We start from the raw sequence: 22,077 nt of genomic DNA, 5'->3' as shown, positions 1-22,077 counted from the left end.
CTAACATTGACGCCCATGTTCGCCAATCACGGGGCGGCCGTGCAGGCTGAACCTCCCGGCATTGATGTCCGAAAACGGCCAGTTTGAGCCTGCCCCCGGTGCTAATCTCGCCGCATGGCCCCCCAGACCGCCCCCTTGCCCGACGACCGCACCTGCGAGCAGGCGCGCCTCAGCCGCGATGCACGCTTCGACGGACTGTTCTTCACCGCCGTCACCAGCACACGCATCTACTGCCGCCCGGTATGCCCTGCCCCGTCGCCGAAACCACAGAACGTGCGCTATTACGCGAGTGCCGCGGCGGCGGAAGCGGCCGGGTTTCGTCCATGCCTGCGTTGCCGGCCCGAACTGTCGCCTGGCAATGACGCGTGGCAACGCGGCGACCACGTCATTGCACGCACGTTGAAACTGATGGACAGCGGCGCGTTCGACGAATTATCCGTGGATGCGATGGCTGAGCGCGTTGGCGTCGGCGCGCGACAGCTGCGCCGGCTGTTCGTGGAACGTCTTGGTGCGCCGCCGATCAGCGTCCATACGACGCGACGCCTGTTGTTCGCCAAGCAGCTGCTCACTGAAACGACGATGCCTGTCACGGAAGTCGCGCTCGCATCCGGCTTCGGCAGCCTGCGCCGTTTCAATGCGGCGTTCCTGCAAGCGAACCGCATGGCGCCACGCGACTTGCGTCGCCACCCCGGCGCGGCGACCGGCGATGCGATCACGCTGCGGCTCGCGTATCGGCCGCCTTATGACTTCGAAGCGATCCTCGCGTTCCTGCGCGGACGCGCGCTGCCCGGCGTGGAGCACGTAGACGAGCACAGCTACGCGCGTGTATTCGGTACGCCTGAGGCACCGGGCTGGCTGCGCCTGAGCGCATGGCCCGGCCACGATCATGCGCTGCGACTGCAACTGCACTGCCCGCAGCCGGCGCAGATGCTCGGCGTGGTGAACAAGCTGCGTCGCATGTTCGACCTCGACGCGAGCCCGCAATCGATCAGCGATGCACTGAAGGAAAGTCCGGTGCTGCGACCGCTGCTGCGCAAGCGCCCGGGTTTGCGCCTGCCCGGCGGCTGGGACGGCTTTGAAATCGCGGTGCGCGCGATCCTCGGGCAACAAGTTAGCGTGGCCGCCGCGCGTACCCTGGCGACGCGCATCGTGCAGCACTTCGGTACGCCGGTTGTGTCGCCGGTGGCCGAACTGCAACGCTTGTTCCCGGGCCCGGCATTGTTGGTCGATGCAGATCTCCGCTCGATTGGCCTCACCACTGCCCGTGCGGCGACGGTGCGCGGCGTCGCACAGGCGCTGCTGGACGGGCGCATCGATTTTCGCAGCGAGCAGCCGCTGGAAGAATTCGTCGAACGCTGGGTCGCGCTGCCAGGCATCGGCGAATGGACTGCGCATTACATGGCGATGCGCGCGCTCAGCCACCCGGATGCCTTCCCTGCGGCCGATCTTATTCTTCGTCGCGTGGCCGCCGGTGACGGTCCTGAATTGTCGACGAAAGCGCTGACCTCGCTCGCCGAGGGCTGGCGACCGTGGCGCGCCTATTCCGTCATGCATTTGTGGCGCAGCGCCAGCGACGCTGCTGCATCGAGCAAGAAGGTGGCCTGATGAACGAGATGATCTGGCACGACGAGATGGACACGCCGATCGGCCTGTTGCGTTTGGTCGCGGACGAAGCGGGCTTGCGCGAGATCTGGTTTTCCACCGGCCGCCATCAACGCGCGCCGAACCCGGCCTGGATACGCGCACGCGAACCACTCGCCCAGGCAAGACAGCAGCTCGAAGAATACTTCGCCGGCGTACGACAGCAATTCGATCTAAAACTGCATCCCCTCGGCACGCCGTTCCAGCAGGAGGTGTGGTGGGAGCTGGCGCGCATTCCTTACGGCGCCACCATCAGCTACGGCGAACTCGCGCGTCGCATCCAGCATCCGCAGGCCGTGCGCGCCGTGGGCGCTGCGAACGGACGCAATCCGTTGCCGATCGTGCTGCCCTGTCATCGCGTGATCGGTGCGAACGGCAGCCTCACGGGGTTCGGTGGCGGCCTGCCGACCAAGCAGTTTCTGTTGTCGATGGAAAGCCGCATTGCCGAAGGCGACCTGTTCGGCGCCCAGTTGCATCTCGCGGCACACTAGGTGCCGCGCAGGCACCCTATCGATCAGCGCTCGTTCGCCGCCGGCGGCGGCGTCAACGCGTTCTGGTAGGAATCGAGCTGATGCGGCCGATGCGATAGATGATACGTATCCGTCGTGGACGGCGCCGGCGTCGGCTTGGTCTTGCTGGCCTTAGGCGCGGGCGTGGCATTCGCATCAACATGCGATGCTTTCGTATTCGCCTGCGATGCCGGCTTGTACGCCGACATTGCCGCGGGCGCGGCAACGGTGGAAGCACTCGCAGGCGCACCACCCGTTTCCGGATGCGCCGCTGCCATACCGGCCCAGCACGAGCAAGTGACGAAAGTTGCGCAAAGAAAAAGACGTGTAATGGTCATACGCCTGGGCGATCATACGGACTTTGTACCCATGATAAGTCCTTGCGCATGAAGATCCTGTTTCGCCCGCTGCTCTGTGCGCTAGTCGCGCTCGGAGCAGCTTGTGCCACGCCTCACCCGCAACCGGTTTCCACGCCAGCGCCGCAGCCTGCTGTCGCAGCAAAGCCCGCTCCCGTGCCCGCACCGCTGCTGCTGATCTCGATCGACGGTTATCGCACCGATTACATCGAACGCGGACTGAGCCCCACGCTTGCATCGCTGGCCAAGCAAGGCGTGCGCGCCACCGACGGCATGCAGCCGTCGTTTCCGTCGCTGACGTTTCCCAATCACTACACCATCGTCACCGGCCTGCGCCCGGATCACCACGGCATCGTCAACAACACGATGACTGATCCGGTGCTCGGAAAATTTTCGCTGGGCAATCGCGATGCGGTCAGCAATGGCCAGTGGTGGGCTCAGGGCACGCCGCTGTGGGAAACCGCGCAACAGCACGGCATGAAGACGGCCACCATGTTCTGGCCGGGTTCCGAAGCGGATATCCACGGCGCCCATCCGAATTTCTGGAAGCCGTACGACGGCAATGTCACGCCCGACCAGCGCGTGGACCAGGTGCTGGCGTGGCTGGATCTTCCCGCCGGCGAGCGCCCGACCTTCCTCACGTTGTACTTCGATGAGGTGGATCACGCCGGCCATCATTTCGGACCCGATTCGCCGCAGGTCAACGAGGCGATCGCGCATACCGATGCGGCGCTGGATCGTCTCGTCAAAGGCCTGCAGCAACGGGGCCTGCTCGATCGCATCAACATGATCATCGTGGCCGACCACGGCATGGCGAGTTCTCCGAAGGCCAACGTCGTGGTGATCGACAAACTCATCCCGCTCAAGCAGGTGGAGCTGGTGAGCGTGGGCGTGCTGGCCGGTTTCAACCCCAGGCCGGGGTTCGACTTCGCCAAGATTGAAGCCAGGATGGAGCAGCCCCAGCAGCATATGACGTGCTGGGACAAGACGCGCGTACCCGAGCGCCTCGCCTATGGCAGCAATGCGCGTGTGCCGCAGCTGCTGTGCCTGGCCGATGTCGGCTGGCGTATCTCGACCCGCGAGTACCTGGCGAAGAAGAAAGAGCCCATGCGCGGCGACCACGGTTACGACAACGCCGCGCCGCAGATGCAGGCGCTGTTCGTGGCGCATGGCCCGGCCTTCCGCGCAGGCGCCGAGATCCCGTCGTTTCCGAACGTGGATGTCTATCCGCTGATGACCCATCTGCTCGACCTGCCGGCCGCCGCCAGCGATGGCGACTACGACGCGGTGAAGGGCATGCTCAAGCCGGACGCGCAGTAAGCCGGCAACTCACGCTGCGGAGGCGTGCAACGCGCTTCCGCAGCCTCACTGGGGAATCGGCGGTTCCGTTTCCGGTCGGGACGGACTGACCAGCGGCGGCAGCCGATACAGGCGCCACGCAATCAACAGTCCGGCGACGACCAGCGCGCCGACAAACACCGCCACGCCGTTCCAGCCGTGCGATGCGTAGAACAGGCCACCGCTGGCGCCAGCCAGACTGGAACCCATGTAATAGGAAAACAGATAAAGCGACGAGGCCTGCGCCTTGTTGTCGCCGGCGCGACGCCCCACCCAGCTGCTGGCGATGGAATGCCCGCCGAAAAAGCCAAACGTCACTGCGACGATGCCCAGCACGATCAACCACAGTGGCCGCGTGGCCGTGAGCGCCAGCCCCACGAGCATCAGCGCGAAGGCCGTCCACAACACCTTGCGTCGCCCGAGCTTGCCGGCGAGATGTCCCATCCAGGCCGAGCTGAAGGTGCCGATCAGATATACGCTGAAGATCGCGCCCACCACTGCCTGGTTTAGCCCATAGGGTGGCGCCAGCAAGCGGTAGCCGATGTAGTTGTACAGCGTGACAAAGGCGCCCAGCAGCAGGAAGCCTTCGGCAAATAGCCACGGCAGGCCGGCGTCGCGAAAGGTCGAGGCGAAGCGCCCCATCAGCGCGCCCAGGTGAAACGGACGACGCACGTGATGACGCGACGGCGGCAGACTGCGCCAGAACACCACGCCGGCGATCAAGCCGATCACGCCGACCGTGGCCACACCCACGCGCCACCCGAAGAACTCAGCCAGCACGCCTGCCACCAGTCGTCCGCCCATGCCGCCAATGGCATTGCCGCTGATGTACAAGCCCATGCCCAGGCCGATCGATTCGGTGTGCATTTCTTCGCTGAGATATGTCATCGCCACCGCAGGCAATCCACTGAGGGTCAATCCCAGCAGCGCACGCAGTATCAGCAACATGTGCCAGTCGGGCACCAGCGCGGTCAGCACCACCAACACGGACGAGGACAGCAGCGAGGCCGTCATGATGGTCTTGCGGCCCCGGGCATCGGACAGGCCGCCGGCAAACAGCATGGCGAAGGCCAGCACGCCCGTGGTCAGTGAAAGAGAGAGCGCCGCGGCAGCCGCGCTGACGCCATAGTCCTTGCTGAATTCGGGCATCAGTGGCTGGGTGCAATACAACAGCCCGAAGGTGGCCAGGCCGGCGGCAAACAGCGCCAGATTGGTCCGTCGAAACGCCGGTGTGCCGTGGCGGATAAAGTCGTGCGACTCAAGTTCGTCGGCCCCGGGCCGATGATCTGCCTGAGTGACCGGTTTCACACTTTCCCGCCTTGCCATGCCACCACCGCCAACGACTGCCGAGGTGATAAGCATAAGACTTGCCGTGATTGTGTTCGACCGCCGCTCATGGCCGACCCGGATCGTGAAGACCCAGGCCCGGGCTGGCCAAAAAGATCCATATCGCGTGTGGAACGTGATACATAAAGACGCCGGGGTCGCTGTCCGAAGGAAGGACCCGCCCCGCACGCCGGTAACAGGGGACCGGCAGCAAGGGGGGATATGTCGATACGCGGGCTCATCGTGGTGTTGTTCACCTGGATGTGCGCCATGTGCTTTGCACTGGCCGCACAGGCGACGCCTGCGCGCTCCGCTATGCCGACCCTGCAGGTAGCGTCGCTGGTGCCGCTCAAGCCGGCGCCCACGCCAGCACAGGTTATCCACGGCGGCATGGATGGACGTTTCCTGCCCAGCCGCTCGACGCATACGCCCAATGCGGTGGAGACGCAGCGCTGGTATCGCCTGACCATCGATCGCGACTGGCACGAGACCAGTTCGCCCGTGCTCAATTTCACCGGCGCCACCTATATACGCATCACCGTGTATGCGCCGCCGGACTATCAGCCGCACGAGCTGTGGTTTGCCCAGACCGATCAATTGGCGCGTTACTCGCGCCATCACCTGGCGCTGGAATTGCCGCATGACTTGCGCGCCGACCAGCCGATCTATGTGCAGATCGCCGCCGACAACTTCACGCGGCAGATCCGCGCCGACATCACCGACATGGCCACGTATCAGGCGCAGGACCTGACCCACGTGCGCCTGACCACGCTGTTCTCCAGCGTGCAGTTCACCATGATTCTTGCCGCGCTATGCCTGTGGCTGGTGTTGCGCGATCGCGTGCTGCTGTATTTCATCGGCTACACCGGTTGCCAGCTGATGAACCAGCTGCTGATGAGTGGCGAGATGTACGAACTGCCCGGCGGTTCGCTGCTGGTGCCGCTGGGCACGCATGCGCCATGGCTGTTCGTGGCGCTCAGCGCGCCGCTGCTGTTCTCCTTCATCCTGGAATTCTGCGAGCTGCGCCAGATCACCCCGCGCCCGGCGCGCGCACTGGGTTATATGCGCTGGCCGTACGTGCTGATCGCCGCCCTGCTTTGTTTCCCGTTTGCGGAGCGCATGCATCTGCTGGCCAGTGCGTACAACCTGTGGTTTATCGTCACCTCGCTGTGGGCCTTGGGCACGATCGTGCTGGCTGCGTCCCGGCATGGGCGGCAGGCTCGTTTTTTCCTGGTGGCGTGGTTGCCCCAGGTGCTGCTGACCGTCATGCGACTGGGCCAGATCTTGCTGGCGCTGGACCAGCCTCGCTGGCTGGAATACGGCCTCCCGTTTGCCACTGCGTTCTGCAGCATCGTGGTGACCATCGGTTTGGCTGATCTGTCCTTGCGCGCGCGGCGCGAACGCGACGTGGCGCACCACCTGGCCGACCACGACGCGCTCACCGGCCTGCTCAACCGGCGCGCCCTGGTCGCCAGGCTGCATGAGGCCGTCACGCAGGCAAGACCAAAGCATCAGCCACTCGCGCTGATCTTCCTGGACTTGGACCACTTCAAGTCGGTGAACGACCGCTATGGTCACCAGACGGGCGATGCCTGTCTGCGCGCGGTGGCCGCTGCCATCGCCGACGAACTGCGCCCGACGGACAGCCTGGGCCGCTACGGCGGCGAAGAGTTCGTGGCCTTGCTGCCGGCCACGACGCATGAGCAGGCGATGGCGGTGGGCGAGCGTATCCGCCGCAGCATCGAATCACTGCATGTGCACTCGCGCGGCAACTCGCTGCAGACCACCATCAGCATGGGCGTGGCCAGTCTCACCGGACCTGCCGATACGGCGGACGATCTGATCGCCCGCGCGGATGCGGCGCTCTATCGTGCGAAAACCCAGGGACGCAACTGCGTGGTTGCGCACTCGCCGTTGACCGCCGTGGCGGGCTGATTCCCGTTACGGCGTGACGCCATAGGCCCAGCGAAGGAACACCGGCAACATGCGCTTCCAGGTGGCCTGGTTGTGTTCCCCATCGGGCAGCAGATCGTAGACGACCTCGTCCGCTTGCGACGGCTGGTCGGGGTGATCCGTCTCGATGCGATAGCCCAGATCGCGCAGACCCCGCCGGTGCCTGCCATCGGGTGCCGCAAAACCGTTGATCACGTCCTGCAGATCTTCGACGGCATCGATGGTGCCGTTATGGTTGCGGTCATTGGTTTCTTCATGGCCGCCCACGGCAAACCAGAAACGCAGCGGCTTGCGCTGCCCGGCACGATCCACCATGGCCTGCGCCAGGCGCGTGCTTTCCACCGCCTGCGCATCGCTGCGATCGGCCGCCAGCCAGAACGATGGCGAGAACGCGCCCACTTGTCCGAACACGTCCGGGTACTCCCAGCCCAGGCTGAACGCATTGAGCGCACCCAGCGACCAGCCGAGCATCGTGCGCCCTTGAGCCGAAGCCTGCGTGCGGTAATGCGCGTCAACATAAGGCACCAGCGTGCCGGCGAGCCATGCCGAGTAATCGTACGCACGCGCTCCGATCGGGCCGATGCGCGAGCCTCCCACGATGCTTTGCCGACGTGCACGATCGAACAGCCCATAGCCCGACGCACGATCCTTGAGCATGTCCACCGCCACCACGATCACCGGATGGATCGCGTGTTGCGCGTAGAGCGTTGCAAGCGTCTGTTGCAAGCCAACCGCGTCCATGTCCTGCCCGTCGTTCGCGTACAGCACGGGATAACGCGCGTCCGAACGCGTGTAGCCCGGAGGGAGGTAGACCGTCACCTTGATCTGCTCGGGCGCGAACGCCTTCGCGTCCAACACGAGTTTTACCGGCGGAGGCAGCGCTTGCTCCTCGGCCTGTACCGGCAGCGGCCTGACCAGCGCTCCAGCGAGCAGGCAAATCGCCACACTTTTCCAAACTGCACGCATCACCATCGCTCCGCCGCCCTCAGCGCTCATGCACCACGATCCGTTTCCAATGTGCGCACCTCGTCCCGGTGCCCGGCCGCCGATCGACCACTTACCCAACCGAACAATGCAATGCCAACGATGATCATCACCGCGCCAAACGCTGAGTAACCATGCGGCCACGCCTCGCCCAGAAAGCTCGCACCAATCACCGTGGCGAACAGCAGCTCGGCCGCCTGCATCGCTTCCACCGCCGCGAGTGCGGTGGGCTCCGAACGAACCATCGCCGTGGCGCGGAAAAACAACACCGTGGCAATCACGCCCGACGACAAGGCCACGCCACCCGCGAGCAGGATTTCGCGCCAGCCCGGCGGGCCCACCGCGATCCACGTCACCACGGCGAGGATCAGCCACAGCGGCCAGCTGCACAGCGTCATGCCGAACACGCGCTGGGTGGCGCCTATCTGCGCGCCGCTGTGTTCCAGGTGCAGCAGCACCATGCGGTTGCCCAGCGGATACATGAAGGCCGAAAACACCACGGCCGCCATCGCCAGCCAGTCGCTGGCGCGCAGCTCGCCTTGCGCGTGCCCCCATTGCAGCGCGAACACGCCGGCCACGATCAACACGCCGATCGCCACGCTGCGCCATGCCAGATGCCGGCGTGCGTCGCGATAAATCAATGGCGCTAGCAAAGGGCCCGCCAGCACGGTGGTCTGGAAACTGCCTGCCACCAGCCAGGACGGACCGCTATTGGCCGCCCACGTCAACGGCAGACCGAACAACACGAATCCCACCGCGCTCCATAACAGCCATGCGCGCGGATAGCGCTTCAACTCGTTCGGCAATTCGCCCAGGCCACCCTGCCAGGGCAAGGCAATGGCCAGCAACGGCAAGGTGATGAGATAACGCAGGATCACTGCCCACGCCCAATGACCGCCGCCTGCCACCAGGCTGCGGTTGAGTACATAGGTCATGGTGAAGAACAGCGCCGCGCACAGCGCCAGTCCCACCGCGGCGATAGCGTTGGAGCGCATCGGCAGGCCGTGGTCGAAAACACCGAGTGTCGCAGACGCGCGGGCGTTTTCGAAGGCCGCTGGCGGCCCGAAGCTCGAATCAGCCGGCAGTGGCCGGCGCCAATGGCAGTTGCAGAGCGACCCGCAACCCGCCGCCGTCGACATTTTCCGCGTGGATGTCGCCGCCATGCGCTTTGACCACGCGCTGGACGATGGCCAGCCCCAGCCCGTGCCCGTCGGCGCGCGATGCATTGCTGCCGCGGAACAATGGCCGGAACAGCGAGCCAAGCTCCGCCTCCGGCACGCCGGGCCCGTTGTCGCGCACGGAAACGTCGACACGTGCGCCCACGGTCTGCGCCATCAGTTCGACCCGCCCGCCTTCGGGGCTGAACTTGATCGCGTTCGCGATAAGGTTGTCCAACGCCCGCTCCAGCAGCAGCTCGTTGCCGGATACCACGACCGGTGCGCCGTCGAACAAGGCCAAGGTGATATGGCGCGCGGCGGCTTCCAGTTCGGCGCGTCGCACGCTTTCGCGCAAGAGCGCGGCCAGGTCCACCGGTTCGCGGTTCACGCCGGGGATACCACCTTCGAGCCGCGACAGCGCCAGCATCTCGCCGGTCATATGGTCGAGGCGGCCAATTTCCTGTTCCGCCTGCAGGAAATATCGCGCGGCTTCTTCAGGCGTGCTGCGCTGGGCGAGATCGAGGATCAGGTGCAGACGTGCGAGCGGTGAGCGCAATTCGTGCGAGAGGTCTTGCAGCACGCTGCGATCGTGGGCGACCAGGGCCTCGATGCGTTCGGCCATCGCATCGAAATCGCTCGCGAGCTGGGTGAGTTCCTCCGGCGCGCGGCGCCCCTGCCCTTCGACGCGCGCGGACAATTCGCCCGCCGCCATGCGCCGCGTGGCCTTGCTGATCGCTTCCACCGGCTTGGCCACGCTGCGCGCCACCCACCAGCCGACGAAGCCGATGAAGAGCAGCGAGAGCCCGCCCTGGAACGCCAGGAAAATCGTCTGCCGCGTCTGCTGGCGCAGGCGCGAATGCGTGCGGCTCAGCGCCACCAGTTGGCGAACGCGGCCGTCGCTGCCACGTATCTGCTGCACGGCGAGATAAAGATTCGGCCATGGCTGCAGCACCATGTCGCGCTTTTCTTCCAGCCAGCTCGGCAGCGATTCCTGCATGGACGGGGGCATGCGGATCGGCGACAGCGCCTGTCCGTTTTCGTACAGCGTCGCCTCGATGCCTTCGCGCCGCTGTTGCAGCGACCACTCGGTGAGCGCCGTCGGGCCGCCCGCTTCAAACGCCTGATCCGCGCCTTGCGCCACGGCGGACCAGTTGATCTCCACCGCGGTGCTGTATTCGATGAAGCTCTGCGTGAGAAAGATACCCAGGGCCAGCGCCAGCAGGTTGGCGGCGCAGAAGCTGATCAACACGCGCCAGTAAAGCGAGCTCTTGAACGGACTCACGCGCCACCCGCCACGAGGCTGTAGCCCGCACCGCGCACGGAATCGATGCGTGGCGCCTGCGGCGACGCTTCGGCCAGCTTGTGGCGCAGACGGCTTACGTGCACGTCGATGCTGCGATCGAAACGCTCGAGCTCGCGGCCCAGCGCCATGCGCGTGAGCGTGGACTTATCGACCAGCTCGCCGGTGCGTTGAGCGAGTGCGAGCAGCAGCTGGAATTCCGCGCCTGTGAGCGACAACTCCTGCTCACCCACATAGGCGCGACGCTCGCCCGGCTCCAGTCGCAGCACGCCCACTTGCAGCGTGCCCGCCGTGGCCGGCGTATTGCGTCGCAGCTGGGCACGCACGCGCGCCAGCAATTCACGCGGCAGGCAGGGCTTGGTGAGGTAATCGTCCGCGCCCAGTTCCAGACCGATTACGCGATCCACCGGCTCGCCCTTGGCCGACAGCATGATCACCGGCAGGCGATGCTTGAGGCGCAGCTCGCGCAGCGTGTCCAGGCCGTCGCGCCCCGGCATCATCACGTCGAGGATCAGCAGGTCCGGGCGCGTCGACGGGTTGTGAAGCTGCGCAAGGCCGGCCTCGCTGTCGTGCGCGACATCCACCACGAAGCCCTCGCGCCGCAGGTATTCAGCCAGCAGTTCAGCCAGTGCGCGGTCGTCGTCAACGATGAGGATTCGGGGCATGTCGGGGATTTTTCTGGTGCCTGGAGGGCCATTCAAGCGGTGCGAAGGAACTTGCTCCACCGGCTTTACCGTTCTTTACCTTCCCGCAAAGAACATACACATAGCGCTGTCGTCAAATAGGCACCACGCAAGACCCCTCCACCACGACACAGGTAATCCCCATGCGCAAGAACATCTCTCTCGCTCTGGTGCTCGCTTCGGCTGTTGCTCTCGCTCCGTTCGCCATCGCCTCCGCTCAGGACGGTGGCCCGCACGGTGGTCACGGTCATGGCCACGGCGCGTTTGAGGCGTACAGCAAGCTGAACCTTAGCGACGCCCAGAAGGCCAGCATCAAGCAGATCATGCAGAGCTCCTTCTCGCAGGGTAAGGCCCAGCGTCAGGCGCTGCGCCAGCAGCGTGAAGCGTTCGAGCAGATGGCTCCGAATGCTTCCGGTTACCAGTCCGCGGCTACCGCCCTGGCCCAGGCCGAAGGCGCCGCCACCACGGCCCGCGTGCAGCAGCGCGCCGCGATCCGCGCCCAGGTCTACGCCATCCTCACCCCCGCCCAGCAGGCCCAGCTGGCCACCTTCAAGGCCCAGCAGGTTGCACGTCACCAGCAGTGGGAACAGTTCAAGGCCACGCACCCGACCTCGGGTTCGTCCTCGGCCCAGTAACGGTTCGGACGACGGCATAACAACGTAACGGCGCCTTCTCCGCGCCAGGTAAGAAACTCGGCGCCAGCCTGCATGCTGGCGCCGTTTTTTTGTGGGACCTCAATCCCCTTGTAGGAGCGCACTTGTGCGCGACCGCGGAGTCACGTGGGTACCGCTCCGTAGGTTTGTCGCGCACAAGTGCGCTCCTACAACAGGCTAATCGGCGATCAATCGGCCTTGAAGCCTGCCTGTTGCGCCGCCGGCACGAAGACCTTGTGCGCATAACTCTCCGGCTTGCTGCCCACGGCCACGCCGCCATGGATGCGCGACTGCTGCACGTCGCCGAAGAACCAGTACGGGAACGTCGGCTCCAGAGCGCTCGCTTCGTTCAAGCGGGCACGCAAGTCGGCCGGGATGTCGAACGACAGCGCAGCGAGGTTGTCATCCAGTTGAGCCAGCTTGGTGGCGCCGACGATCACCGAGGCGATGCCCGGCTGCGTGGCCACCCAGTTGAGCGCGACCTGCGCCATCGGCTTGTCCAGCTTGGCGGCCACCTCTTCCAGCGCGGCGACGATCGCCCAGTTGCGTTCGGTGAAGCGGTCGAAACCCGGTGCGCCCGAGATCTTCGCCAGGCGGCCGTCGCCCGCTGCACCGGGCTTGTACTTGCCCGACAGCAAGCCCATGCCGAGCGGACTCCACGCGGTGATGCCCATGCCCAGTTCGGCGGCCATGGGCACGAATTCGTGTTCCATGTGGCGCTCGATCAGCGAGTACTCCAGCTGCAGATTCACCAGCGGAGTCAGCGCATGCGCCTCGGCATACGTCTGCGCGCGCGAGGCGTACCAGGCCGGCACATCCGACAGGCCCGCGTAGCGGATCTTGCCGGCGCGCACCAGATCATCGAGCGTGCGTACGACCTCTTCGGCGGGCGTCAGCCGGTCCCATGTGTGCAGCAGGTAGAGATCGATGTAGTCGGTGCGCAGCCGGCGCAACGAGCCTTCCACGGCGCGCAGGATGTTCTTGCGGCCGTTGCCGCCGGCATTGGGGTTGCCGGGCTGGGCGTTGTAGCTGAACTTGGTCGACAGCACGACGCGGTCGCGGGTGCCGCTATCGGCCACGAACTGGCCCAGCAGCTCCTCGCTGGCGCCATCGGTATACAGGTCGGCGGTATCGATGAAATTGCCGCCGGCCTCCAGATAGCGGTCGAACATGGCGCGGGCGGTGTCCTGCGCCGCTCCCCAGCCCCAGTTGTCACCGAAGGTCATGGTGCCCAGGGCGAGGCGGCTAACGCGCAGGCCGGAGCGACCGAGGGTGTAGTAGGCATCGAGCGACATGGCGAACTCCCGTGATGGTGGCTGGTGCGGATGGGCAGAGCATGCGCCTTGCCATTACGGGGAAAAATCCGCATCTTGTGCATGCTTTATTAAGCGAGGCTAATTAATGGCTCAGGACCACGCCACCGCCCTGCGCGCCTTCCGCCTGATCGCCCGCCATGGGAGCTTCACCCGCGCCGCCGCTGAGCTGGAGGTCACCCCCTCTGCGCTCAGCCAGACGCTGCGGCAGCTGGAAGACCATGTGGGCGTGCGCCTGCTGCACCGGACCACGCGCCGCGTGGGGCTGACCGAGGCGGGCCACGCCTTCCTCGAACGCATCGCCCCCGCCTTAAGCGAAATCGACGACGCCATCGACGCCTTGCGCCAGCACGGCGACCGGCCCGCCGGCACGCTGCGCATCGCCGTACCGCAGATGGTGCTCGATCACCTGATCGCCCCCTGCGTGGCCTCCTTCATGCGCGCATGGCCGGAAGTGAAGCTGGATATCCAGGTCGAGAACCGCCTCACCGACTTGATCGCCGATGGTTTCGACGCCGGCATCCGCCTGGGCGAACGCCTGGCGCGCGACATGGTGGCCTTGCCGCTGGGCGGCCCGCAGCGTGCCGTGGTGGTGGGATCGCCTGCGTACTTCGCCGCGCACGGACGCCCCATCCATCCGCGCGACTTGTCCACGCACGACTGCGTGCGCTTCCGTTTCAGCAGCAACGCGATCTATCGCTGGGAGTTTGCGCACCCGACGGGCGCGTCCAAGGGACAGTGGTTCGAACTGGACGTGGACGGCCCCATCACCACCAACGACCCCAGCATGGCGATACGCGCTGCCATCGACGGCCTGGGGCTCACGCATATGGTGGAACCCTCCGTGCGTGCAGCGCTGGCCGATGGCCGCCTGCAAAGCGTGCTCGACGACTGGTTGCCGCCGTTCGACGGCTTCTATCTCTATTACCCCAGCCGGCTGCAGGTGCCCCCGAAGTTACGCGCCTTCATCGAGCACCTGCGCCAGCACTGCGCTGTCCTGGCGACGGCTCACGAACGCCAGTGACCGGAAATATAGACATTGCCCGGGGCGTAGTAAGCCGGCACCCAGACCCGCGCTGCATAGTGCGGTCGCGGCGCCACCACCACGCAGCCGGTGAGTGACACGCTCGCGCTGAACATGACGGCGAGGCCGAGACCGATCAGCATGAGTCGACGCATGGTGTTCTCCTTCGGGTGGGTTTGATCCGGAGAACGCCGGTCTCGAAAAACCCGATGACGCGAACACCCGCTTTTGATGGCTGCGATTCATCGAAATCGCAGCCACCGTTCATGCTGACTTGATCCTTGCGCGTCAGTGCTGCTGGGCGAGCCGTTCCATCACCGTGCGGTAGCGCGCGGCGATGCGGTCTTCATCGCGATGGGTGAAGCCACGCACCATCCATTCGCCGCCCACCATCACATCGCGCACCAGCGGCGCGTTGCCGGCGAACAGGAAGCTGTCGATCAGCGAACGTTCGTCGCGTGCGGCAAGCAAGGGTGCGCGATCGTCCAGCACGATCAGATCGGCGCGTGCGCCCGGGCGCAATTCGCCGATCGGCAATCCCGAAGCCGTTGCACCGCCGCGCAAGGCGGCGCGCCACAAGGTCTCGCCCACGCTGTCGCCCTGATGACGTCCGGCGATATTGCGATGACGCGTCGCCAGGCGCTGGCCGTATTCCAGCCAACGCAATTCTTCCACCGGCGACACGGAGATATGCGAATCGGAACCGATGCCCAGCGTGCCGTTCGCATCCAGATAAGCCGCCAGCGGAAACAACCCGTCACCGAGATTCGCTTCCGTGGTGGGGCACAGACCAGCCACGGCGCCGCTACGCGCGATCTGCAGCGTTTCCTTGTCGGTCAAATGCGTGGCGTGGATCAGCGTCCAGCGTGCATCCACCGGGGCGTGATCAAACAACCATTCCACCGGACGCGCGCCGCGCGTGGCCAGGCAATCCTGCACCTCGCCGATCTGCTCGGCGATATGGATGTGGATGGGGCACTTACTGGCCGCATCGTTGGCGAGCACCGTACGCAAGGCATCCTCCGGCACCGCGCGCAGCGAATGCAAGGCGATGCCGACACGCAGCTTGTCGCTCTCGTGCTTGCGCAGGCTTTCGAGCAGGCGCAGATAGGACGGCACGTCGTGGCCGAAGCGGCATTGCCGCGGCGCCAGCGGACGGCCATCGAAACCGCCGCTCATGTACAACACCGGCAACAAGGTCAGCGCGATGCCTGCCTCGCGCGCCGCTTCGATCAAGGCCAGCGACATCGCCTCGGGCTGCGCGTACGGCGTGCCATCGGGCTGGTGATGCAGATAGTGGAATTCGCAGACCTGCGTGTAACCGCTCTTGACCATCTCCACGTAGAGCTGCGCGGCGATGGCCTGCAATTCGTCCGGGCCGATGGTGGCGGCGAACGCATACATGGTTTCGCGCCAGGTCCAGAAGCTGTCGTCGCTCTTGCCCTTGCGTTCGGCCAGTCCCGCCATGGCGCGCTGGAACGCATGCGAATGCAGGTTGGGCATGCCGGGCAGCACCCAACGGCCGAGGCGCTCGGCGTGCCCTCCCGATCCCTCGACCAGCATGCCGCCATCATCGATATCCAACACGGCGTCAGAGCTCCAGCCCTGCGGCGTCCAGAGTCGGTCGGCGGCGTAGCGGGTCGGGATGGTGGCTGCCATGAGCAAGCTCCGTAAGGACAGACTTCGAGTGTAACCGCTCGCCACCCCGCGCCGTTCACATCGCTGCGGCATAATGCGGCAATGGCCAAAAAATCTCAGGAACGCACGCCCAAGCTGCTGGTCAGGCAGGCCAAGGCCGCCGATGTACCCGCACTGGTCGACCTCACCGCCCGCGTCTATACGCCCGAATGGGGACACTCCGCGGAAATGCTGCGCTCCCAGCAGACGCACTTCCCGGAAGGCCAGTTCGTGGTCGAATACGAAGGGAGGATCGTCGGCTATTGCGCCACGTTCCGCATCGACGAGAAGACCGCGCTCGCCCCGCACACATGGATGCAGATCACCGGCGGCGGCATGGCCTCACGCCATCGCCGCGACGGCAACTGGCTGTACGGCATGGAAGTGGTGGTGCATCCCGATTACCGCAATATGCGCATCGGCCAGCGTCTATACCAGGCGCGCAAGCGGCTGTGCACTGATCTGAAACTGCGCGGCATCGTGTTCGGCGGACGCATTCCCGGGCTTGCGCGCAATCTGCATCGCTACGGCAGCGCCGAGGCCTATGTGCAGGCCGTGGTCGAAGGCAAACGCCGCGACCTCACGCTCAGCTTCCAGCTCAGCAACGAATTCGAAGTGGTCGGCTTGCTGCGCGGCTATGTGCCGTCGGACTATGAGTCGCTGGGCTATGCGGCGCATCTGGTGTGGCGCAATCCGCAGCTGCTCGATCACCCGGATATCCCCTCGATTCCCTCGACGCAGCGCCTGCCCGACATGGTGCGCGTCGCCTCCGTGCAGTACCAGCAGCGGCGCATCCGCTCGTTCGAGGAATTCGCCACCCAGGTCGAATACTTCACCGACATCGCCGCCGACTACAACGCGGACTTCGTCACCTTCCCCGAACTGATCACGCTGCAGTTGCTGTCGATCGAGAACGAGGAGCTGTCGCCGGTCGATTCGATCCGCATGCTCAGCCAGTACACGCCGCAGGTGAAGGAGCTCTTCAGCCGGCTGGCCGTGCACTACAACATCAACATCGTGGCGGGATCGCACCCGACCGAACAGGCCAACGGCGACATCCACAATGTCTGCTACGTGTGCCTGCGCGACGGCTCGATCCATGAGCAGGAAAAGATCCACCCCACGCCCAGCGAACGCACCGTGTGGAACATCACCGGCGGCGACACCGCGGCCACCATCCAGACCGACTGCGGCCCGATCGGCGTGATGATCTGCTACGACTCGGAATTCCCCGAAGTGGCGCGTCATCTCACCGACCAGGGCGCGCTGATTTTGTTCGTGCCGTTCTGCACGGACGTGCGCGAAGGTTACCTGCGCGTGCGCTACTGCTCGCAGGCGCGGGCGATCGAGAACCAGTGCTACGTGGTGCTGTCCGGCAACGTGGGCAACCTGCCAGGCGTGAACAACTTCGATATCCAGTACGGCCAGAGCTGCATCCTGACGCCCAGCGATTTTCCGTTTGCACGCGACGGCATTGCCGCCGACTCCACCCCGAATATCGAAACCGTGCTGTTCGCCGATCTGCACCTGGAAAGCCTGGCGCGCGCACGCAATGCCGGCGCCGTGCAAAACCTCAAGGACCGCCGTTTCGATCTTTACGAAACCCGCTGGACCCGCAAGTCCGAGCCGTCCTCGTGAGCGACGCCGACAAAGAACCCGCCCGCCCGTCGCCCGTCGCCGGGCGTTTCCAGCAACTGGCCGGATCGGAATTGTTTTCGCCGATCCAGTGGCGGCGTCGCGTGCTGTTCTGGGGCGGCGCGGTGCTGGTCGGACTGGCGGCAATCGGCTTCACCCAGGCGGCCGACTGGGCGTTCAACACGTTCCACGGTGTGGTCACGCGCAACCGGTTCTGGGCTTTCCTGATCACACCGGTCACGTTTGCCCTGCTGGCGTGGCTCACAGAAGGAGCACTCAGGCCAACGCGAGGCTCAGGTATTCCTCAAGCGATTGCCGCGCTGAAAGTCGAGGACGAAGGTTTTCGGCAAAGCCTGCTTTCCTTGCGCATCGCCATCGGCAAGATGGGCCTCACGCTTGCCGCACTGCTTGGCGGTGCATCGGTGGGACGCGAAGGTCCAACCGTGCACGTGGGTGCGGGTTTGCTGTACTCGCTGGGACGTCGCTTCGGTTTCGACGAACCTGCTGCCGCCGGGCGTTTCATCCTCGCCGGCTCCGCTGCCGGCCTGGCGGCCGCATTCAACACGCCGCTGGCGGGCATCGTGTTTGCGATCGAAGAGATGAGTGGCTCGTTCGAACATCGCGTGAGCGGCATTCTGCTCACCGCGGTCTTCATCGCCGGCCTCGTTTCGCTGGGTATCCTCGGCAATTACGCCTACTTCGGCCATTTCGACATCGGCCTGCCATTGGGCAAGGCATGGTGGGCGGTGCTCGCCACGGGCATCGTGTGTGGACTGGCCGGTGGTTTGTTCGCGCGCCTGATTCTGCCCAGCGATACCGGCTTGCGCGGTGTCGTCGGTCGGCTGCGCGCACGCCAGCCGGTGCTGTTTGCGGGAGCTTGCGGGCTTGCGCTGGTCTTGCTCAGCCAGCTGACGAATACCGGTTTGTACGGCACCGGCTATGCGCAGGCCAAGGACATCCTGCAAGGCCACGCCGATACGGTGTCCAGCTTTGGCGTGCTGAAGTTTCTCGGCAACATCGCTTCGTACTGGGCAGGCATTCCCGGCGGCATCTTTTCGCCGGCGTTGGCCGTGGGTGCGGGGCTGGGCAATAACTTGTGCGCCATCCTGCCGGGGGTTGATCCGTCCGCGGTCGCCCTGCTCGCCATGGCCGCTTATCTGTCCGGCGTCACCCAAGCGCCGCTCACCGCCACGGTGATCACGATGGAGCTTACCGACAACCAGCAGATGGTCTTGCCGATCATGGCCACTTGCCTGCTGGCGCGCGCTGCTTCGTCGCTGCTGTCGCGCAAGCCGGTCTACCGCGCGCTGGCGGACAAGCTGATCGAAGGCTATGAACTGGAGCGCGCGCGACGTGCCGCTGAAGAAGCGCATGACGACGAAGTCTTCAACGATGCGCCACCGATCGTGGAAGATCCCGCGACGCCCCTGCTTCCGCCGGAATCCACTTCTCCTGACAAACCCACTGATCACCGACCGTCATGACGCCACGCTGGGACTCTCTGCTGATCAACGCAACGCTGGCCACTTTCGCTGGCGATAAACCGTATGGCTTGATCGAACACGGCGCCATCGCGATGCATCAAGGTTGCATTGCATGGGTAGGACCGGAGGCGTCGCTGCCAGGCGATGCCAGCTCGCTCGCATCGCAAGTGGAAGACCTCGGCGGCGCGGTGGTCACGCCCGGCCTGATCGACTGCCATACGCATCTGGTGTTCGGCGGCAACCGCGCGCATGAGTTCGACCTGCGCCTCAATGGCGCCACCTACGAAGAGATCGCGCGCGCCGGCGGCGGCATCGTGTCCACGGTGAAAGCCACCCGCGCTGCCAGCGAGGACGAGCTGTTTGCCCAAGCGTTGCCGCGCGGCCATGCATTGATGGCCGATGGCGTCACCACGCTGGAAATCAAATCGGGCTACGGGCTGGATCTGGAAACCGAGCGCCGCATGCTGCGCGTGGCGAGGCGTCTGGGCAAAGCGCTGGGCATCACGGTGCGCACAAGCTTTCTGGGCCTGCATGCACTGCCGCCCGAATATCGCGAAGATCGCGAGACCTATGTATCCCTGGTATGCGACGAGATGCTGCCTGCGCTTGCCGCCGACGGCCTGGTCGATGCGGTCGATGCCTTCTGCGAAAACATCGGCTTCACGCTCGAGGAAACGCGCCGCGTATTTGATCGTGCCACGCAGCTGGGTTTGCCCGTGAAGCTGCATGCCGAGCAGCTTTCCGATCTCGATGGCGCGGCGCTGGTCGCCCGTTATCACGGTTTGTCCGCCGACCATCTCGAATATCTCAGCGACAGCGGCATGCGCGCCATGACTGCCGCGGGCACGGTGGCGGTATTGCTGCCGGGAGCGTTCTACGCGTTGCGCGAAACCAAGCTGCCGCCCATTGCCGGCTTGCGCGAACATGGCGTGGCCATGGCCGTCGCTACCGATTGCAATCCGGGCACCTCGCCCCTGCTCTCGCTGCGGCTCGCCGCCGGCATGGCGTGCACGCTGTTCCGTCTCACGCCTGAAGAGGCGCTGCGCGGCGTCACCGTCCATGCAGCGCGAGCGCTCGGTCTCAGCGACCGTGGCACGCTTGCGCCCGGACAGCGGGCGGATCTGGCCGTATGGAACGTGAACCAGCCTGCGGAGCTGTGCTACTGGATCGGCGGCAGCCATGCCCTGCGCAAGGTGTTCATCGGCGGCGAGGCCCAGGCGGCCGCCTGAGCGGTTTTCAGGCAAAAAAAAGCCCCCGCTCAGCGGGGGCCTTCTTGTGAAGTCAGGCGCTTAGGCCGACTTCTTCTTCGGCGCGGCCTTCTTGGCGGCAGCCGGCTTGGTCACGGTCGTCTTGCTACCGGCTACGGCCGGCTGCAGCGAGTGAGCGCGGCTATTGCCGTAGCTGCCACGGTAGGTCTTGCCACGACGGGTCCTGCGATCGCCCTTGCCCATGAGGGAACTCCTTGATTCGTTAGGGTGAATACGGCCAACCATCGTATCAGCGACGGCCCAAAGCGCAATAGTCAGCGACAACCGGGGCCAGCGCAGCCGCGCAGCTCGTCGGGACAGCGCTCGACGTCGATCTGCACCGTAACGTGCTGAATGCCGAAGCGTTCGGCCAGCACGCCGTTGATGGATCGGATCGCCGTCACACTGCTCGCACCCTCGTGCAATTCAGCGTGCAAGGTTGCCATGCGCGAACCCGAAGCGAGCTGCCATACGTGCAGATGATGCACATCGCGGATGCTTGCGTCGGCGCCACGCAGCGCCTCCGCCACATCGCCGGTATCCATGCCCTCGGGCACGCCTTCCAGCAAGATGTGCGCGGAACGGCGCAGCAGGCGCCACGCGCTGTTGAGGATCAGCAGCGACACCAGCAGCGACAGCACCGGATCGGCCCAGTTCCAGCTCAGCCAGCGCACCAGCAGCGCGGCAGCGACCGCGCCCACCGAACCGAGCAGGTCGCCCAGCACGTGGAGCGTCGCGCCAGCGAGGTTGACGTCGTCGTGCGCGTGTCCGTGCAGCGTGCTCAGCACCAGCACATTGGCCACCAGGCCGATCAGTGCGACCACCAGCATCATGCCGGACAGGATATGGGTGGGCTCGAACAGGCGCGTCACCGCTTCGTACGCAATAAACGCCACCAGTACGAACTGGGTGAGTGCATTGACGAAGCCGGCGAGCACTTCAAGACGCCCGTAACCGTAGCTGCGACGCGCGTCGGCCGGTCGACGGGCAAACCATGCGCCGGCCACGGCCAGCAGCAGCGCCAGCGAGTCGATCAGCATATGGCCGGCGTCGGCCACCAGCGCCAGCGAGCCGGACCAGAAACCGCCAACCGCTTCCACCACCATCATCACGGTGGTGAGCACGAATGCGAAGATCAGTTTCTTCTCGCGACCACTGATGCCGCCATGCGCGTGGTCGTGACCATGCGCATGACCGTGGGCATGGTCATGGGCGGAATGATCGTGGCTGTGGGCGTGGGCGGAACTCATGCGCAAATGCTAGGAATCACGGGCCCCGTTACACAATCACGGCGGCTTTTGCCGCGATGATCAGTGAGCACACTGCGGACCGTGAATATGCAGCGCACGCTGCGTGCGCAAGTTCACGAAGTGCGCGCTTGCCACGAGCAAGCCGCCGCAGGTGACCATCACGCTGTGCACGCCGATGCCGAATTTCTCGGCGAAGGTGACCCCGAAGATCAACAACGCCAGGCCCGGCAGCGCCAGTAGCAAAGGCACCGGCCGGTGGTGATGTCGATAACCGCTGACCAGGCTGATCAGCGCCAGCGCGCAGGCAAACATCACGAAGCCACGCTCGAACGCGTGGTCGGCAAGGAAACCCAGCCCAATGAACGGAAGTATCGCCAGCACGAACGGAAGCGCCGCGCAGTGGATGGCGCAAAGGAAGGATGCTGTCGCACCCACCCGGTCAGCCAGAGACCAAAAGCGATTGTTGTGCTGCTGGGGAGCTGCCATCGGATCGGGGACCGGCACGGAGCATAGGGGTCGTCAGGTGACCCATTGACGCCATGTTACA

21 protein-coding genes are annotated in these 22,077 nt (G+C 65.1%); 9 read left to right on the top strand and 12 right to left on the bottom strand.

The window, feature by feature from the left end; all coding sequences use genetic code 11:
* Positions 1-114 precede the first annotated feature (114 nt).
* Together AC1DKY_RS08060 and AC1DKY_RS08055 are read left to right on the top strand one after the other, a co-directional pair.
* Positions 115-1,605: an AlkA N-terminal domain-containing protein gene (locus tag AC1DKY_RS08060; RefSeq protein WP_441603436.1), complete on the top strand. Its 1,491-nt coding sequence runs from the start codon at positions 115-117 to the stop codon at positions 1,603-1,605.
* A complete protein-coding gene (locus tag AC1DKY_RS08055) occupies positions 1,605-2,132 on the top strand; it encodes a methylated-DNA--[protein]-cysteine S-methyltransferase (protein ID WP_441603437.1) in 528 nt (175 codons plus the stop codon). Before AC1DKY_RS08060 ends, AC1DKY_RS08055 begins: the two co-directional genes overlap by 1 nt.
* Positions 2,133-2,155: 23 nt before the next feature.
* Here the strand turns inward: AC1DKY_RS08055 and AC1DKY_RS08050 are convergent, their stop codons facing one another.
* On the bottom strand, positions 2,156-2,428 hold the full coding sequence (locus AC1DKY_RS08050) for a hypothetical protein (protein ID WP_441603438.1): 273 nt from the start codon (positions 2,426-2,428) through the stop codon (positions 2,156-2,158).
* Positions 2,429-2,536: 108 nt separating this feature from the next.
* On the opposite strand from AC1DKY_RS08050, the gene AC1DKY_RS08045 reads away from it, so the two are divergent.
* The gene (locus tag AC1DKY_RS08045; protein ID WP_441603578.1) at positions 2,537-3,826 is read left to right on the top strand and encodes an alkaline phosphatase family protein; all 1,290 of its coding nucleotides are present in this window, start codon (positions 2,537-2,539) and stop codon (positions 3,824-3,826) included.
* Between the two features lie 45 nt (positions 3,827-3,871).
* Here the strand turns inward: AC1DKY_RS08045 and AC1DKY_RS08040 are convergent, their stop codons facing one another.
* Entirely contained in the window at positions 3,872-5,089 is a 1,218-nt protein-coding gene (locus tag AC1DKY_RS08040) for an MFS transporter (RefSeq protein ID WP_441603579.1), read from the bottom strand.
* Between the two features lie 303 nt (positions 5,090-5,392).
* Here AC1DKY_RS08040 and AC1DKY_RS08035 point away from each other — a divergent pair, with 303 nt between their 5' ends.
* Positions 5,393-7,105: a sensor domain-containing diguanylate cyclase gene (locus tag AC1DKY_RS08035; protein WP_441603439.1), complete on the top strand. Its 1,713-nt coding sequence runs from the start codon at positions 5,393-5,395 to the stop codon at positions 7,103-7,105.
* A 6-nt stretch (positions 7,106-7,111) separates the two neighbouring features.
* Here the strand turns inward: AC1DKY_RS08035 and AC1DKY_RS08030 are convergent, their stop codons facing one another.
* The 4 genes from AC1DKY_RS08030 to AC1DKY_RS08015 all read right to left on the bottom strand — a co-directional run bounded on the left by AC1DKY_RS08030 (position 7,112) and on the right by AC1DKY_RS08015 (position 11,229).
* The gene (locus tag AC1DKY_RS08030) at positions 7,112-8,119 is read right to left on the bottom strand and encodes an alpha/beta hydrolase (protein WP_441603440.1); all 1,008 of its coding nucleotides are present in this window, start codon (positions 8,117-8,119) and stop codon (positions 7,112-7,114) included.
* A complete protein-coding gene (locus tag AC1DKY_RS08025) occupies positions 8,116-9,102 on the bottom strand; it encodes a multidrug resistance efflux transporter family protein (protein ID WP_441603441.1) in 987 nt (328 codons plus the stop codon). Before AC1DKY_RS08025 ends, AC1DKY_RS08030 begins: the two co-directional genes overlap by 4 nt.
* Before the next feature lie 79 nt (positions 9,103-9,181).
* Positions 9,182-10,546, bottom strand: a complete 1,365-nt coding sequence (locus AC1DKY_RS08020; RefSeq protein WP_441603442.1) for a sensor histidine kinase — start codon at positions 10,544-10,546, stop codon at positions 9,182-9,184.
* Positions 10,543-11,229, bottom strand: a complete 687-nt coding sequence (locus tag AC1DKY_RS08015; RefSeq protein WP_441603443.1) for a response regulator — start codon at positions 11,227-11,229, stop codon at positions 10,543-10,545. Before AC1DKY_RS08015 ends, AC1DKY_RS08020 begins: the two co-directional genes overlap by 4 nt.
* 161 nt (positions 11,230-11,390) lie before the next feature.
* Between AC1DKY_RS08015 and AC1DKY_RS08010 the strand changes: the two genes are divergently transcribed.
* Entirely contained in the window at positions 11,391-11,882 is a 492-nt protein-coding gene (locus AC1DKY_RS08010; protein WP_441603444.1) for a Spy/CpxP family protein refolding chaperone, read from the top strand.
* Between the two features lie 206 nt (positions 11,883-12,088).
* Here the strand turns inward: AC1DKY_RS08010 and AC1DKY_RS08005 are convergent, their stop codons facing one another.
* The gene (locus tag AC1DKY_RS08005; RefSeq protein ID WP_441603445.1) at positions 12,089-13,195 is read right to left on the bottom strand and encodes an aldo/keto reductase; all 1,107 of its coding nucleotides are present in this window, start codon (positions 13,193-13,195) and stop codon (positions 12,089-12,091) included.
* Positions 13,196-13,301: 106 nt separating this feature from the next.
* On the opposite strand from AC1DKY_RS08005, the gene AC1DKY_RS08000 reads away from it, so the two are divergent.
* Positions 13,302-14,237 carry a LysR family transcriptional regulator gene (locus tag AC1DKY_RS08000; protein ID WP_441603446.1) on the top strand — a complete coding sequence of 312 codons (936 nt, stop codon included), beginning with the start codon at positions 13,302-13,304 and terminating at the stop codon, positions 14,235-14,237.
* On the opposite strand, the gene AC1DKY_RS07995 is transcribed toward AC1DKY_RS08000, so the two are convergent.
* Positions 14,222-14,392 (bottom strand): hypothetical protein, encoded by a 171-nt coding sequence (locus AC1DKY_RS07995; RefSeq protein ID WP_441603447.1) that lies wholly within the window; start codon positions 14,390-14,392, stop codon positions 14,222-14,224. The two genes, AC1DKY_RS08000 and AC1DKY_RS07995, sit on opposite strands and share 16 nt — an antisense overlap.
* Before the next feature lie 133 nt (positions 14,393-14,525).
* A complete protein-coding gene (locus tag AC1DKY_RS07990; protein WP_441603448.1) occupies positions 14,526-15,896 on the bottom strand; it encodes a formimidoylglutamate deiminase in 1,371 nt (456 codons plus the stop codon).
* Between the two features lie 81 nt (positions 15,897-15,977).
* On the opposite strand from AC1DKY_RS07990, the gene AC1DKY_RS07985 reads away from it, so the two are divergent.
* From AC1DKY_RS07985 to hutI, 3 genes are read left to right on the top strand one after another with little or no spacing between them, the layout of a single operon-like run.
* Positions 15,978-17,552 (top strand): GNAT family N-acetyltransferase, encoded by a 1,575-nt coding sequence (locus AC1DKY_RS07985; protein ID WP_441603449.1) that lies wholly within the window; start codon positions 15,978-15,980, stop codon positions 17,550-17,552.
* Positions 17,549-19,033, top strand: a complete 1,485-nt coding sequence (locus AC1DKY_RS07980) for a chloride channel protein (RefSeq protein ID WP_441603450.1) — start codon at positions 17,549-17,551, stop codon at positions 19,031-19,033. The genes AC1DKY_RS07985 and AC1DKY_RS07980 overlap by 4 nt, the downstream gene beginning before the upstream one ends.
* Positions 19,030-20,262, top strand: coding sequence for an imidazolonepropionase (gene hutI / locus AC1DKY_RS07975; RefSeq protein WP_441603451.1), 1,233 nt, complete (start codon positions 19,030-19,032; stop codon positions 20,260-20,262). Before AC1DKY_RS07980 ends, hutI begins: the two co-directional genes overlap by 4 nt.
* Positions 20,263-20,322: 60 nt before the next feature.
* Here hutI and AC1DKY_RS07970 read toward each other — a convergent pair whose 3' ends face one another.
* The 3 genes from AC1DKY_RS07970 to AC1DKY_RS07960 all read right to left on the bottom strand — a co-directional run bounded on the left by AC1DKY_RS07970 (position 20,323) and on the right by AC1DKY_RS07960 (position 22,016).
* Positions 20,323-20,484, bottom strand: a complete 162-nt coding sequence (locus AC1DKY_RS07970; RefSeq protein ID WP_121879330.1) for a 30S ribosomal protein THX — start codon at positions 20,482-20,484, stop codon at positions 20,323-20,325.
* A 71-nt stretch (positions 20,485-20,555) separates the two neighbouring features.
* Positions 20,556-21,530 carry a cation diffusion facilitator family transporter gene (locus AC1DKY_RS07965; RefSeq protein ID WP_441603452.1) on the bottom strand — a complete coding sequence of 325 codons (975 nt, stop codon included), beginning with the start codon at positions 21,528-21,530 and terminating at the stop codon, positions 20,556-20,558.
* 60 nt (positions 21,531-21,590) lie between these two features.
* Positions 21,591-22,016 (bottom strand): MerC domain-containing protein, encoded by a 426-nt coding sequence (locus AC1DKY_RS07960; RefSeq protein ID WP_441603453.1) that lies wholly within the window; start codon positions 22,014-22,016, stop codon positions 21,591-21,593.
* Positions 22,017-22,077 lie beyond the last annotated feature (61 nt).

This window comes from Dyella sp. 01N448, assembly GCF_056399225.1.
This window is presented reverse-complemented; position numbering and strand designations above follow the sequence as displayed.